Origin of the sequence: Pseudomonas sp. B21-017 (genome assembly GCF_024749245.1) — a bacterium.
Lineage (GTDB): Bacteria > Pseudomonadota > Gammaproteobacteria > Pseudomonadales > Pseudomonadaceae > Aquipseudomonas.
Map to the genome: position 1 here is coordinate 5195467 of NZ_CP087194.1, position 14934 is coordinate 5210400.

The 14934-nt window shown below is 59.7% G+C and carries 10 protein-coding genes and 2 tRNA genes; 9 read left to right on the forward strand and 3 right to left on the reverse strand.

The window, feature by feature from the left end; all coding sequences use genetic code 11:
• Nucleotides 1–64: 64 nt before the first annotated feature.
• A complete protein-coding gene (locus tag LOY28_RS23505; protein WP_018926937.1) occupies nucleotides 65–1072 on the reverse strand; it encodes a DUF481 domain-containing protein in 1008 nt (335 codons plus the stop codon).
• Nucleotides 1073–1210: 138 nt separating this feature from the next.
• On the opposite strand from LOY28_RS23505, the gene LOY28_RS23510 reads away from it, so the two are divergent.
• The 4 genes from LOY28_RS23510 to LOY28_RS23525 all read left to right on the forward strand — a co-directional run bounded on the left by LOY28_RS23510 (nucleotide 1211) and on the right by LOY28_RS23525 (nucleotide 6021).
• On the forward strand, nucleotides 1211–1591 hold the full coding sequence (locus LOY28_RS23510; RefSeq protein WP_219731186.1) for an MGMT family protein: 381 nt from the start codon (nucleotides 1211–1213) through the stop codon (nucleotides 1589–1591).
• A gap of 44 nt (nucleotides 1592–1635) precedes the next feature.
• Entirely contained in the window at nucleotides 1636–3204 is a 1569-nt protein-coding gene (locus LOY28_RS23515) for an AmpG family muropeptide MFS transporter (protein WP_018926939.1), read from the forward strand.
• A gap of 130 nt (nucleotides 3205–3334) precedes the next feature.
• Nucleotides 3335–5050 carry a proline--tRNA ligase gene (locus tag LOY28_RS23520; protein WP_018926940.1) on the forward strand — a complete coding sequence of 572 codons (1716 nt, stop codon included), beginning with the start codon at nucleotides 3335–3337 and terminating at the stop codon, nucleotides 5048–5050.
• A 17-nt stretch (nucleotides 5051–5067) separates the two neighbouring features.
• On the forward strand, nucleotides 5068–6021 hold the full coding sequence (locus tag LOY28_RS23525; RefSeq protein ID WP_258612619.1) for a hypothetical protein: 954 nt from the start codon (nucleotides 5068–5070) through the stop codon (nucleotides 6019–6021).
• A gap of 97 nt (nucleotides 6022–6118) precedes the next feature.
• Here LOY28_RS23525 and dinB read toward each other — a convergent pair whose 3' ends face one another.
• The gene (gene dinB / locus LOY28_RS23530) at nucleotides 6119–7180 is read right to left on the reverse strand and encodes a DNA polymerase IV (protein WP_018926942.1); all 1062 of its coding nucleotides are present in this window, start codon (nucleotides 7178–7180) and stop codon (nucleotides 6119–6121) included.
• 301 nt (nucleotides 7181–7481) lie between these two features.
• Between dinB and LOY28_RS23535 the strand changes: the two genes are divergently transcribed.
• The 5 genes from LOY28_RS23535 (at nucleotide 7482) to LOY28_RS23555 (ending at nucleotide 12877) form a co-directional block, all read left to right on the forward strand.
• Nucleotides 7482–7558 (forward strand) — tRNA-Met (locus tag LOY28_RS23535).
• Nucleotides 7559–7779: 221 nt separating this feature from the next.
• Nucleotides 7780–7856 (forward strand) — tRNA-Met (locus LOY28_RS23540).
• Between the two features lie 278 nt (nucleotides 7857–8134).
• The gene (gene mprF / locus LOY28_RS23545) at nucleotides 8135–10777 is read left to right on the forward strand and encodes a bifunctional lysylphosphatidylglycerol flippase/synthetase MprF (protein WP_258612620.1); all 2643 of its coding nucleotides are present in this window, start codon (nucleotides 8135–8137) and stop codon (nucleotides 10775–10777) included.
• Nucleotides 10777–12072, forward strand: coding sequence for a virulence factor family protein (locus LOY28_RS23550; protein WP_064619969.1), 1296 nt, complete (start codon nucleotides 10777–10779; stop codon nucleotides 12070–12072). Before mprF ends, LOY28_RS23550 begins: the two co-directional genes overlap by 1 nt.
• Before the next feature lie 478 nt (nucleotides 12073–12550).
• Nucleotides 12551–12877 (forward strand): DUF3077 domain-containing protein, encoded by a 327-nt coding sequence (locus LOY28_RS23555; RefSeq protein WP_019647854.1) that lies wholly within the window; start codon nucleotides 12551–12553, stop codon nucleotides 12875–12877.
• 61 nt (nucleotides 12878–12938) lie between these two features.
• Here LOY28_RS23555 and LOY28_RS23560 read toward each other — a convergent pair whose 3' ends face one another.
• Entirely contained in the window at nucleotides 12939–14840 is a 1902-nt protein-coding gene (locus LOY28_RS23560; RefSeq protein WP_018926945.1) for a potassium transporter Kup, read from the reverse strand.
• Between the last annotated feature and the right edge of the window lie 94 nt (nucleotides 14841–14934).

The following is a 14934-nucleotide window of genomic DNA, read 5'->3' on the forward strand; positions in this document are numbered from 1 at the left end:
CCCTTCGGCGGCACCCACAAGTGTGGAGCTGCCGAAGACTGCGATCTTTTGATCTTCCAGCGTGTTACCAGGCCACGCCAAACCCTGCGGTATATCGGGTCTTGCTCAGGTCAGCCTCATCGCTGCCGCTGATAATGTCTCTCTCAGCCTTCAGATTCAGCGATGCCCAATCAGTGACTTTGTAGCGCAGACCGACCTCGGCATCGAGGGCGTAATCCGCGACACCCGACAAAGGCTTACCCACCTCACCCTTGGTGAAGAACTCAACCTTCTTGCCGACCAGATAACGGTTGTAGTCCCACTTCATCGCCAAGGAATAGAAATTTTCCTTGCGGCCATTGGAATACTCATAGTCGGTGTTATTCAAGAGCGACCCTAGGGAGAAGGCGCCCAGTTCGTCATCCCAGAACTGATAACCGGGGCCGGTACCGATGGTGCGCTGCCGGGACAGCTCTTCGACCTTGTCGCGCTTGTAATTCAAACGACCTTGCCAGAACCACTTATCGGTAAGGAATCGGTCCAGAGAATACTCGGCACGCCAGTTATCAGTGGTAACGACGCTATCCTGGAACTCGCGGTTGTACTCACCTTCCGCCGTATGACGCCACCGACCATGACGCGCGCTGGTTTTGAAGCCGACATCATAATCATCGGTATCTTTTTCGGCCCGCCGATAATCCAGGGCCATGTCGACATTACCCTTCCACACCAAATCCTCGACCACCGGCTTGGGCTTGAGCATCTGCTGAATGCTGGCCAACTCCACAGTCTTGGGGCCATCGCCGTTGGCCAGGATGACCTTGCCGTCCTCCGCCGCATGCAGCGACTTGGCCTTCTCGCCAGTGTAAGCATCCTGTTTGACCAACATTTGCTGATCGCTTTCCAGGGTTTTGACCTCTTTCCAGTCAATCGGAACCGCACCGGCATACGGGGTCTGGATCAACAGCTTGCCGCCATCGAAGAGCGTAATCTTGCCGCTCAGCTTGTCACCGTTCTTCAACCAGACCGTATCGGCGAGCAAGGGAGTGGATGCACTGACGACAGCGAGGCACAGTAAGGTTCTGGGCAACATAAGCGAATCAAAAGCTCAACTTTGCGAAAAAAAATCGGCATTATTCTTGGAAATAAGGCCCTGGCAAGGACTGACCCGGCTATTTCTATTGAGTTCATTTCTCAACTGACAATCCAGGATTTACCCTACAGACGGTCAATGCGTATTTTTTTCAGGAACCCGGACGTGACCGACTCAACCGCTGAAACCGAAAGCGCAGCGCAAATCCGACGCACGGCGCTCTACCTGACCCTGGCACAAGTGCCCGAGGGCAAAGTCGTGAGTTACGGTCAGCTCGCCGAACTGGCGGGACTGGGTCGCGCCGCCCGCTGGGTCGGGCGAACATTGAGCCAACTGCCCGGTGACACTAAATTGCCCTGGCATCGCGTGCTGGGTGCCGGCGGTCGGATCAGCCTGCCTGCAGGCAGCCCTTCAGGGGATGAACAGCGGGCCCGATTGCGCATGGAAGGCATCAGTGTTCTGAACAATCGTGTTGATATTCAGCGCCATGGCTGGCGCCCGGTAGAGCACAGCGGTTAGAGTGCGCGCTTTGTTTCCGTAATTCTTGAGGCAGACTCCAGCCCATGCCCCGTAAAACCTGGCGCGCCGCGCTCGCCGCCTATGCCAGCCCCTCGACGCTCGTGCTGTTGCTGCTTGGTTTCGCCGCCGGCCTGCCCTACATGCTGGTGTTTTCGACGCTTTCAGTCTGGCTGCGCGAGGCCGGTGTTGCCCGCGAAACCATCGGCTATGCAAGCCTGATCGGCCTGGCCTACGCCTTTAAATGGGTCTGGTCCCCGCTGCTCGACCAGTGGCGCCTACCCCTGCTCGGCAAGCTGGGCCGACGACGCTCCTGGCTGGTGCTGGCCCAGGCACTGGTGATCCTCGGCCTGATCGGCATGGGTTTCTGCGACCCGCAAAAACACCTGTCCTGGCTGATCGCCATCGCTGTGGTAGTCGCCTTTGCTTCGGCAACGCAAGACATTGCCATCGACGCCTATCGCCTGGAAATCGTCGACGATACCCGCCAGGCTGCACTGGCGGCCAGCTACATGGCCGGTTATCGGGTCGCGGCCCTGCTGGCAACGGCGGGCGCGCTGTTTTTTGCCGAAGGCTTCGGCTCCACCGGTTTCAACTACAAACATGCGGCGTGGACTGGCACCTATCTGCTGTTCGGCATCTTGATGATCCCGGCGCTGCTGACCTCCTTCTTCATGCGCGAACCGCCGGTGCCACTGCGCACTCAGCTTCAGGCCGGACGCTACAGCTTCGTGCACCAGCTGGCGTCGGTGTTCGTGCTGATCGTACTGCTGGTGTCCGTACCGGCCATGTTCACCCAGTTCTACAACACCGACTTCGCCAGCGTGCTATTCAACGGCGTCAGCCTGCTCGACCTGTTGCTCGAAGACCGCGCATTCCTGCGGGCAATCCTCTATACCACGCTCACCGCCCTGTGCTTGTCGGCCATGGGCCGCCGTGGCCTGGCGCCGGTGCTGACGCCGGTCAACGACTTCATTCTGCGTTACCGCTGGCAAGCCCTGCTGCTGCTTGGGCTGATCGCCACCTACCGGATGTCCGATACGGTCATGGGCGTGATGGCCAACGTGTTCTACATCGACCAAGGGTTCACCAAGGATCAGATTGCCAGTGTCAGCAAGATTTTCGGCCTGATCATGACATTGGTCGGCGCCGGCATGGGCGGCCTGCTCATCGTGCGCTTCGGCATTCTGCCCATTCTGTTCATCGGCGGTGCCGCATCGGCGGCCACTAACCTGCTGTTCCTGATGCTCACGGACATGGGCGCCAATCTGCGGATGCTGATCGTCACCATTTCCCTGGACAACTTCAGCTCGGGCCTGGCGACTTCGGCGTTCGTCGCTTACCTGTCGAGCCTGACCAACCTCAAATTCTCCGCGACCCAGTACGCCCTGCTCAGCTCGATCATGCTCTTGTTGCCTCGCCTGATCGGCGGCTATTCAGGGGTCATGGTGGAAAAATTCGGCTACCACAACTTCTTCCTGATCACTGCCCTGCTGGGCGTTCCGACGCTGCTGTTGATCGCCTTGCACTGGTTCCAGGAAAACCGCCGTGCCGGTCCGACCCCGACACCTGAACCGGCTCAGACCCCGGTCACGGAAGAATCGCAGCCTCTTTGATACAGGTCGCAGGGGGCGAGCAGATTCTCGCCCTCCAGCCACACAGCCGGCCGCACGCCTGTACGCCAGCAGATCTCGCCCGTACAATGCCCCATTACTTCTCGTTATCAGCAACCGACAACGGCCAACCATGCGCACCAGTCAATTTTTGCTCGCCACACAGAAAGAAACGCCTTCCGACGCGGTCGTCATCAGCCATCAGCTGATGCTGCGCGCCGGCATGATCCGCAAACTCGCCTCGGGCCTGTACACCTGGCTGCCGATGGGCTTGCGAGTGATGCGCAAGGTCGAAGCCATCGTGCGTGAAGAAATGAACGCCGCCGGTTCTCTCGAAGTGTTGATGCCGAGCACTCAACCGGCTGAGCTGTGGCAGGAATCGGGTCGCTGGGAAGAATACGGCCCTGAATTGCTGCGCTTCAAGGATCGCCACGGTCGCGACTTCTGCGCCGGCCCGACTCACGAAGAGGTCATCACCGACCTGATGCGCAACGAGTTGAGCAGCTACAAACAGCTGCCGATCAACCTGTATCAGATCCAGACCAAGTTCCGTGACGAAATCCGCCCACGCTTCGGTTTGATGCGTGGCCGCGAATTCATCATGAAGGACGCCTACTCGTTCCACGCCGACCAGGCATCGCTGCAGGTCACCTACGACCGCATGCACCAGGCGTACTGCAACGTGTTCACCCGCCTGGGCCTGAAATTCCGTCCGGTTGAAGCCGACAACGGCTCCATCGGTGGCGCCGGTTCCCACGAGTTCCACGTACTGGCCGAGTCCGGCGAAGACGACATCGTCTTCAGCAACGGTTCCGACTACGCCGCGAACATCGAGAAAGCCGAAGCCGTACCGCGGGAAACCTCTCGTCCACTGCCTGCCGAAGAGCTGCGTCTGGTCGACACGCCGAACGCCAAGACCATTGCGCAACTGGTCGAAGGCTTCAACCTGCCGATCGAAAAAACCATCAAGACCCTGGTGGTGCACGCTGAAGAGAAAGGCAAGCTGATTGCCCTGATCATCCGTGGCGACCACGAACTGAACGAAATCAAGGCCGCCAACCAGCCTGGCGTTGCCAGCCCACTGGTCATGGCTTCCGAAGCCGAACTGCGCGACGCCATTGGCGCCGGCGCCGGTTCCCTCGGCCCGCTGAACCTGCCGCTGCCGATCATCATCGACCGTTCCGTCGAACTGATGAGCGACTTCGGCATCGGTGCCAACATCGACGACAAGCACTACTTTGGCGTGAACTGGGAGCGCGATCTGCCGGTTCCGACCGTTGCCGACCTGCGCAACGTTGTCTCCGGCGACCCAAGCCCTGACGGCAAAGGCACGTTGGAAATCAAGCGCGGCATCGAAGTCGGGCACATCTTCCAGCTGGGCAACAAGTACAGCAAAGCGATGAAGTGCGAAGTGCTGGGCGAGAACGGCAAACCGGTCACCCTGGAAATGGGCTGCTACGGCATTGGTGTATCCCGCGTAGTAGCTGCCGCCATCGAACAGAACAACGACGAGAACGGGATCATCTGGAGCGACGCTCTGGCCCCGTTCCAGATTGCTCTGGTACCGCTGCGCTACGAAACCGAACAGGTTCGCGAAGCCACCGACAAGCTCTACGCAGAACTGACTGCCGCCGGCTTCGACGTGCTGCTGGACGACCGCGACAAGAAAACCAGCCCGGGCATCAAGTTCGCGGACATGGAGCTGATCGGCATTCCACACCGGATCGTGGTCAGTGACCGCGGCCTCGCCGACGGCAATCTGGAATACAAGAGCCGTACCGAAGCCGAGGCGCAAGCGCTGCCGGTTGCTGACGTGCTGTCTTTCCTCCAGGCCCGTATCCGCCGCTGACACCAGATAGAGACGTCATGTTCAAGCGAAACACCTTAGGCCTCGGTGGCGCCGCCCTGTGCGGCACCCTGCTGGTCAGCGGCTGTGCCAATCACATGTCACAACGCAGCGAGCACGAGGAGCGGGTCGAGCGTAAGTTGCTCGATCACAGCCTGCAGATCGATGTCGGCGAGCCCAAAGTGCTGGAGCTGCCGCAACGCCGGGTGAAAATCCACGAGCAGAAGACCTTCGAAGTCACCGAGTTCGAAGTCACACGCCACTATGACCGCTACACGCCTTACCAACCCTGGAGGGAGATCTATGAGATCCCGCTGGGGGCGGTGGCCGTAGTGGCCGGCATCGGTGCGAACGTGGTCAACGTGTTCGCCCTCGGTAATCTGCCGGACAGCGTGACGAAGGATTGGCTCAGCTATGGTTTTGCCGGGCTCAACCCGTTCATGAACGTGCAGTCTCACGGTCGCGCGCAGCAGAACCTGGCGGGCATCGACGAAGTCCAGCGTGACAAGCGCACGGAATACTCGAGTCTGCCCTGGAGCGAGCGTCCGGTGCAGGTCAAGGCCGGCAAGGACACGTTCGAGCTGAGCACCGACCGCAACGGTGTGTTGCGCCTGAACCTGCTGGACAGCCCGTTCGCCGAACATGACCTCAATCATCTGGGCAAGCTGCAGATCAGTGTCGAGGACAACAAGGACGATGTGCACACCAACTCGTCACTGGCGATCAGTAACAACTTGCGCGGCAAGCTGCTCGAAGCCCATGGGCTGATTTACGACGATCTCGAAGACGACGAGGTGAGCCAGTGGGTGCACCGGGTCAAGCGCCTGTCGGAACTGGGTCTGGAAGAAGAAGCCAGCGAATTGGAACAGAGCCTGATCGAACTGACCCGCAACGATCCCGAGTTGCAGGCTGAGTTCCTCAAGTCACTGACCAAGGATGCCGGGCGACTGGTGGCGGATCCGGGGCCGAATTAAGGCCTATTAAAAGATCGCAGCCTTCGACGGCTCCTACATTGGATGGAGTACACCCTGTAGGAGCTGCCGAAGGCTGCGATCTTTTGATTTTAAAATCTCACCGTTCAAACAACTCCAACTGTTCGAACCCGCCCCGCAAATCCTCCAGCCTCACCCCAATCCCCAACAACCGCACCGGTTTCCCGCCGCGATTGAAGGCCTGGGTCAACAACAGCTGATAACTCCCCAGATCCCGCCCTGCCCCGGCCTGCTCCAACGTAGTCTGGGTAAAATCGTGGAATTTCACTTTGACGAACGGTTTGCCCGGGCGATAGCTGCTGTCGATCCGCGCCATTCGGCCATTCAGGGACTCCAGCAGCTCCGGCAATTTATCCAGACAACTCACCAGATCCGGCAGGTCCACGTCATAGGTGTTTTCAACGCTGATCGACTGCCGACGACTGTCGTTGTGCACCAACCGCTCATCGATCCCACGGGCCAGGCTCCAGAGTCGCTCGCCGAAGCTGCCGAATTCACGCACCAGCGCCAATTTGTTCCACTCGCGTAATTGCGCGCAATCGATGATGCCGAGCTTGCCCAGTTTGTCAGCGGTCACTTTGCCAACACCATGCAGTTTGCTCACCGGCAAGCCGCTGACAAAGTCGTCCACCTGATCAGGCGTGATCACAAATAGGCCATTGGGCTTCTTCCAGTCGCTGGCGATCTTGGCAAGAAACTTGTTCGGCGCCACACCGGCCGACACGGTGATGTGCAACTGATTGGACACCCGGCGACGAATATCCTGGGCGATTCGCGTGGCGCTGCCACCAAAATGCGCACTCTCCGACACGTCGAGGTAAGCCTCGTCCAGGGAAAGCGGCTCGATCAGGTCGGTATAATCGCGAAAGATCGTATGTATTTCCTTCGACGCTTCTCTATAGGCCTCCATGCGCGGCTTGACGATGGTCAGGTCCGGACACAGTTTCAAGGCATGTCCGGAAGACATGGCCGAGCGCACGCCATACGCCCGAGCTTCATAGTTACAGGTAGCAATCACCCCACGCCGATCCGCCGAGCCGCCCACCGCCAAAGGCTTACCGGCCAGGCGCGGGTCGTCACGCATCTCGATGGCGGCATAGAAGCAATCACAATCGACGTGGATGATTTTTCGCTGCGTCATATAAAAGCGGTGTTCATGGCGAAGAAATGAAGTATCGGCGTGTCGTACCGGCAGTATCTCACTGACACCTGTATATAGCACCAGTAGTCTGAATCTTCTTTTCAAGCGGTAGGAAAAGTACCGGAGGAATTTATTTTCTCAATCGAAAGCCACCTACCGATAGAGCCAAAAGCCTTGCCCTGCCTGCGTTTCAGCCCGATCCACACCCTCTGTTTTCACCTAAGCGATTGAACAGGAACAGATTTTACCGAGATTGAAGGTTGACAGCCCGGCGATCCTCTGTAGAATGCCGACACACAGACGCGGGATGGAGCAGTCTGGTAGCTCGTCGGGCTCATAACCCGAAGGTCGTCGGTTCAAATCCGGCTCCCGCAACCAAACATCGAAAAAGGCCACTCGAAAGAGTGGCCTTTTTTGTGCGTGCCTGTTTTATAAAAAATCAGCGTTTCATGCTTTACCGAGCAGAAACGAGAAATCCTTCTGATTCCGAAACTTAGCGTTCCTCGGCGACCGTTCAGCGCTGATTCTGGTTTATTTGACCCATACTTGGATTAACGGTTGACACTACGGCGTTCGCCTGTAGAATGCCGCCACACAGACGCGGGATGGAGCAGTCTGGTAGCTCGTCGGGCTCATAACCCGAAGGTCGTCGGTTCAAATCCGGCTCCCGCAACCAAACATCAAAAAAGGCTACTCGAAAGAGTGGCCTTTTTTGTATCTGTTGAAAAAGTCCTTTCGCAACAATGATCTGTCACTGTGCAGTGAGCCGTTCAGGGTCGCCAGACTGTGAGTTCAGACCTAGGCTGAACCGCAAGGAAAACCCTCGACGACTGGTGATGCGCCATCGCCGATACCCGGTGAGACGCGTTAATATTTGTGATTATTTTTTTCTACAGGGATTGGTAACTTGGCTGGATACCCCCATCCTGTCGCGCACAATCCAAGAGGTGATTGATGCGCGCCAACTCGTCTGATCCACAAGACACCGCCACAGCGACACAACCGATCAAAGCTGAGCGTCTGCGCTTGCTGGATCGAATCAGCAAATACCGTCAACCCATCGGTCTGGCGGTCACTTTGCTGCTGTTCGCCATCGCGCTGATTGCCTGTCGTCACCTGCTGAGCGAACTCGATCTGTACGCGCTGCACGACTCGATCCTGGAAGTGCCGAGACCGGCCTTGCTGGGAGCGTTAGGCGCGACCGTCGTCGGCTTCATCATTCTGCTGGGTTACGAATGGTCGGCCAGCCGTTATGCCGGCGTGACACTGGCGCCGCGAGTCGTGGCGCTGGGGGGCTTCACCGCCTTCGCCATCGGCAATGCCATCGGTCTGTCGCTGCTGTCGGGGGGCTCGGTTCGCTACCGTCTATATGCACGGCATGGCGTGGGGGCTTCGGAAGTCGCGCACATGACGCTGTTTGCCAGCCTCTCGCTCGGCTGCGCCCTCCCGCCCCTGGCCGCCCTCGCCACCCTCAGCAACCTGCCCGCCGCCTCGCTGGCCCTGGGTTTCTCCGAGACGTTGCTGGGTGCGATTGCAGGGGCCGTGCTGCTGCTCGCCACGGTACTGGCGATCGGTATCTACCGCCGTCGCTTGCCGGAACAGCCTTACCCGGACAACCTGCTGGTCAAGGTCGGCCGCCGCACCTTGCGCCTGCCGGGCCGCCGCCTGACCTTCCTGCAACTGGTCATCACCGCCCTGGACGTGGCCGCCGCCGCGACAGTGCTCTATCTGTTGCTGCCCGAAGCGCCACCCTTCGGTGCGTTCCTGCTGGTCTATCTATTGGCCCTGGCCGCTGGCGTGCTCAGCCATGTACCCGGCGGTGTCGGGGTGTTCGAAGCGATTTTGCTGGCGGCCTTCGCCGACAAGCTCGGTGCCGCGCCACTGGCTGCCGCCCTGCTGCTCTACCGCCTGATCTACGTGATCTTGCCGCTGCTGGTGGCTTGCGTACTGCTGCTGATCAACGAAGGCCAGCGCCTGTTTCAGACACGCCAGACGCTACGCGCCGCCTCAGGCCTGGCCGCGCCGATTCTGGCGGTGCTGGTGTTCCTGTCCGGCGTGGTGTTGCTGTTCTCTGGCGTAACGCCGGAGATCGATACGCGCCTTGAACACATCGGCTTTCTGATCCCGCATCGACTGGTCGACGCCTCGCACTTCGGCGCCAGCCTGGTGGGCGTGCTCTGCCTGCTGCTGGCTCAGGGCTTGCGTCGCCGCCTGTCGGCCGCGTGGATGCTGACCACCATTCTGTTGTTGGTCGGCGCCGTGCTCTCTCTGCTCAAAGGCTTCGATTGGGAAGAAGCCAGCCTGATGACCCTGACAGCAAGTTTGCTGGGGGTTTTCCGGCGTTCGTTTTACCGTCCCAGCCGCCTGACCGAGCTGCCGTTTTCGCCGCTGTATCTGGTGTCGAGTCTTTGCGTACTCGGCGCATCGATCTGGTTGCTGCTGTTCGCCTATCAGGACGTTCCGTACAGCCATCAACTCTGGTGGCAGTTCACCCTCGATGCCGACGCCCCGCGAGGCTTGCGTTCGTTGCTGGGTGCCGCGGTGCTGCTGGTGGTGGTGTCCCTGACGTGGCTGCTGCGTACCGCGCGTCCGATAATCCACCTGCCAACCTCCGATGAACTGGAGCGCGCGGCTAATATCCTCATGGCCTCGTCCCAACCGGATGGCGGCCTGGCCCTGACCGGTGACAAGGCGCTGCTGTTTCACCCCAACGACGAGGCGTTCCTGATGTACGCCCGCCGTGGCCGCAGCCTGGTAGCGCTGTATGACCCGATCGGCCCGACCCAGCAACGGGCGGAAATGATCTGGCAGTTCCGTGACCTGTGCGATATCCACCACGCCCGCCCTGTGTTTTATCAAGTGCGTGCCGAGAACCTGCCGTACTACATGGACATCGGCCTGACTGCGATCAAGCTCGGCGAAGAAGCCCGGGTCGACCTCAAGCGTTTCGATCTCGAAGCCAAAGGCAAAGAGATGAAGGACCTGCGCTACACCTGGAACCGTGGCACCCGTGACGGCCTTTCGCTGGAGATCCATGAGCCGGGGCAAGCGCCGATGGACGAGCTCAAGGTGATTTCCGATGCCTGGCTGACCGGCAAGAATGTGCGCGAGAAAGGCTTCTCGCTTGGGCGTTTCAGCGATGACTACCTCAAGCACTTCCGTGTCGCGGTGATTCGTTTCGAAGGGCGCCCGGTGGCGTTCGCCAACCTGCTCGAGACCTACGGTCATGAACTGGCCAGCCTCGACCTGATGCGCGCACACCCCGACGCCCCTAAGCTGACCATGGAATTCATGATGGTCGGCCTGATTCAACATTATAAAAATCATGGATACGCGCGCTTCAGCCTGGGCATGGTGCCATTGTCGGGGTTGCAACCCCGGCGCGGCGCACCACTGACCCAGCGCTTGGGCTCGATGGTGTTCCGCCGTGGTGAGCAGCTGTATAACTTCCAAGGTTTGCGCCGCTTCAAAGACAAGTTCCAGCCTGACTGGGAACCCCGTTATATGGCCGTGCCCGCCGGACTCGATCCGCTGGTGGCCCTGGCCGACACTGCCGCCCTGATTGCGGGCGGCTTGACTGGATTGGTGAAACGCTGATGATTCAACGCTCCCTGCGGTACGTACTGGCCACACTGGTAGTGCTGGCCCTGATTGTCGGTAGCGGTTACTGGTACCTGAAACGCCCGGCACCCGAACCGACCCTCGAACTGCTGACGCCAGCCGATGGCGCCGCGATGACCCGCGTCATCCCCGGCACCACGCCGCGCGCGCAGGTGCTGGTGGCGGTCAATGAAGAGCAGAAGCTCAGCGATAAACAATTGATGACCCTGAGCCGCAGCGGCTCGGCGCAGATCGTCCAGGTGATCCTGCCCAAGGACTGCATCCAGCAAAGTCGCGCTCTGCAGGCAGGCCTCAGAGAGCTCAAAGGCCCGGCAACCCTGGTCAGCGGCATCGGCCCTGGCGCCGTGCTGGCGTGGCGCTGGCTGGCCGAGCAGAAGGACGACAAGGCCCAGGCCATTTCGGTTGACCTGGCCCTGGAGAAACCTGGCTGCACTCATCTGCTGCCAAAAAGTGCCGCCCACGGTCACTGGCTGGTGGCCTGGAACGACAACCCGGACGACACCAGCGCCGGCTTCGTGCGTGACCAGCCCAACGCCGAAACCAGCATCAGCGACTACGACATCAACCTGCCGCAAGTGCTGAACAACGAACTGCGCAAAACCCTCGTCGGTGGCGATAAAGCCGCTGGCGGCCTGCAGATTCCGGTGGTCGAAGTGCCAGCCGGCCAAGCCAAGGACACCGTGACCCTATTCCTCTCCGGCGACGGCGGCTGGCGCGACCTGGACCGCGACGTGGCCGGCGAGATGGCCAAGATCGGCTACCCGGTGGTCGGCATCGACACCCTGCGCTACTACTGGCAGCACAAGAGCCCGGAACAAAGCGCCCTGGACCTGACCGAACTGATGCAGCACTACCGGCAGAAATGGGGCACCAAGCGCTTCATCCTGACCGGCTACTCATTCGGCGCCGACGTTCTGCCAGCCATCTACAACCGTCTGCCGGAAGCCGAACAGCAGCGGGTCGACGCAATCATCCTGCTGGCCTTCGCCCGCACCGGCAGCTTCGAGATCGAAGTCGAAGGCTGGCTCGGCAACGCCGGCAAAGAAGCCGCCACCGGCCCGGAAATGGCCAAGCTGCCGCCGGCGAAAGTGGTGTGCATCTACGGCGAGGAAGAAGTCGACGAGAGCGGCTGCACCGACAAGACCGCCGTGGGCGAAGCGATGAAACTGCCTGGCGGCCATCACTTCGACGAGAACTACCCGGCGTTGGCACAGCGGTTGGTGGATGCCATCGTGAAGCGTCAAGCGAAGGAGACGGCGGCTCAGGAGTGATCTGAGTCCCCGGACACAAAAAAGCCCCCGACACCTTATGGTTGCGGGGGCTTTTTCATTAGCACGCAATTTAACCGCACCACAGGGGGCTGCGCTGAACTCAGATAAATGGGGACATGTTTAGTCTCGTTTACAGAAGGTGTCACAATATCGGATGACGCCCGCAGACCTTGTAGGCAAACTCCGAAACTCGCTTTTTGGGCACTTTGCCGCCTTGTTGCGTTTTTCTTCGACGGGATACTCTCCGGACGTCGCTGACCATTCAGCGATCGGGCTTGGAAACCCGTCGAGCGAATAGCAACAACGTGCCCAACATGACCGCGGACCTTTACGGCTGCAATCTTGTGTCATGGCGGTTGTGCGTGGGACGTCTTCGGACGTGCCGGTTTCCTAGGCTCCCGGTTTTCCAACCTGCGCACAGCTGCCACCCATTCGCTTGGAAACGAACGTGGCAGCTCCTCAGGCTTAGGAAATAGACATGACTAAAACAGATTCAAGCGCGATTTCAGAACTAAAAACCCTCGGCTTCACCCCTCTCATCTACTGCTCGGATCAGGCGCTATTCAACGTCCGCGCCGGCGTCCCCATCGTTGATGCCTTGTCACAAGCCTCCGACCTGCTGTTCCTCGTCAGATCATTTACCGAGGATGCAGCCTACGCAAAAGACACCGACCGCCACGCCTGGGCCGCGCATTACCTGACGGCGATGAGTAAGGCCGTGATTGATGATGTGGTGAAGGTGCTGACACCGCGACCCGCCCGAACAAAGACCGAATCTGAAGAAGAGTTGCCTGAAAGCAAGTAAAGGCACAGACACAAAAAAGCCCCCGCTACCTTCATGGCAACGGGGGCTTTTTCATGGGGGCTTACATCTCGACCTGGGTACCTAGTTCAATCACCCGGTTCAGCGGCAGATTGAAGAAACGCAGGTTGCCATTGGCGTTTTTCAGCATGAAGGCGAACAACGCCTCGCGCCAGCGGGCCATGCCTTCGAGCTTGGAGGCGATGACTGTCTCGCGGCTGAGGAAGTACGTGGTGCGCATCGGGCTGAAGTCCAAGTTATCGAGATGACACAGCTTCAGTGCTTGCGGCACGTCCGGCTCGTCGGTGAAACCGAAGTGCAGGATGACCCTGAAGAAGCCTTCGCCGTAAGAATCGACCTCGAAACGTCGTTGCGGCGGGACGCGCGGGATGTCTTCGTACACCACTGTCAGCAACACCACTTGCTCGTGCAGCACCTGGTTATGCAGCAGATTGTGCAACAGCGCGTGGGGCACGGCATCCGGGCGAGCGGTAAGGAACACAGCGGTGCCCTGGACCCGATGTGGCGGTTGCACACGGATACTGCTGATAAAGATCGGCAGCGGCAGCCCGCCTTCGTCCAGGCGATCCACCAGCAGTTGCTTGCCGCGTTTCCAGGTAGTCATCAGGACGAACAGTGCGATACCGGCGATCACCGGGAACGCGCCACCCTGAACGATTTTTGGCACGTTGGCGGCGAAGTACAGACCGTCCACCAACAGAAAGCCGAGCAACACCGGGACCGCAAGAACCGGTGGCCACTTCCACAGCAGCAGCATCACCGCCGACACCAGAATCGTGGTCATCAACATGGTCCCGGTCACCGCCACGCCGTAGGCCGAGGCCAGGGCGCCGGAGGACTCGAAGCCCAGTACCAGCAGGATCACGCCGACCATTAGCGCCCAGTTCACCGCGCCGATATAAATCTGCCCTTGTTCGGCACTGGAGGTGTGCTGAATGCGCATGCGCGGAATGTAGCCGAGCTGGATCGCCTGGCGGGTCAGGGAGAATGCACCGGAGATGACCGCTTGCGAGGCAATCACCGTGGCCATGGTCGACAACGCGACCAACGGGATCAGCGCCCAGCTTGGCGCCAGCAGATAGAACGGGTTGCGGGCCGCTTCCGGATCACCGAGCAGCAATGCGCCCTGACCGAAGTAGTTCAGCACCAGTGCGGGCAACACCAGGATGAACCAGGCCCGAGCGATCGGCTTGCGCCCGAAGTGGCCCATGTCCGCGTACAGCGCCTCGGCACCGGTCAACGCCAGCACCACGGCACCAAGAATCGTGATCCCCATGCCTGGATGGTCCATGAAGAAGCGTACGCCCCAGACCGGGTTTATCGCCTGCAACACTTCCGGGTGTTGGTTGATGCCGTATACGCCCAGCGCGCCGAGTACCAGAAACCAGGTGACCATGATCGGCCCGAACAGAATGCCGATCCGGGCCGTACCATGACGCTGGATCAGAAACAGCGCCACCAGCACGATCAACGACAGCGGCACCACCCAATGGTCAATGCCTTCGAAGGCCAGCCCCAGCCCTTCGATCGCCGAAAGAACGGAAATCGCCGGGGTGATCATGCTGTCGCCGTAGAACAGCGCCGTGCCGATCAGCCCGCAGACAACCAGCAGCGTGCGCAATTTTGCATGCCCCCCCGCCGCTCGTCGTGCCAGCGCGGTCAAGGCCATGATCCCGCCTTCGCCCTGGTTGTCGGCACGCAGCACGAACATCATGTATTTGATCGACACGACCCAGATCAGCGACCAGAAGATCAGCGCCAGAATGCCCAGCACGCCGTCATGGTTGACGGGCACGCCATAGCCACCGGAAAACACTTCTTTTAGGGTGTACAACGGGCTCGTGCCGATGTCGCCATAAACCACTCCGACCGCCGCAACCAGCATGCTGATCGGCTTCGCCGCCGAATGTCCGCCGGCTATCGCCTGACTACTTGCCTGCCCCATCCATCACTCCTACTACTCAGATCCGGGCTTCTTCAAAGAAGCACTATGATTTGTGGTGCAGCATGCACTGTTTTACTTGTTGTTACAGACGATT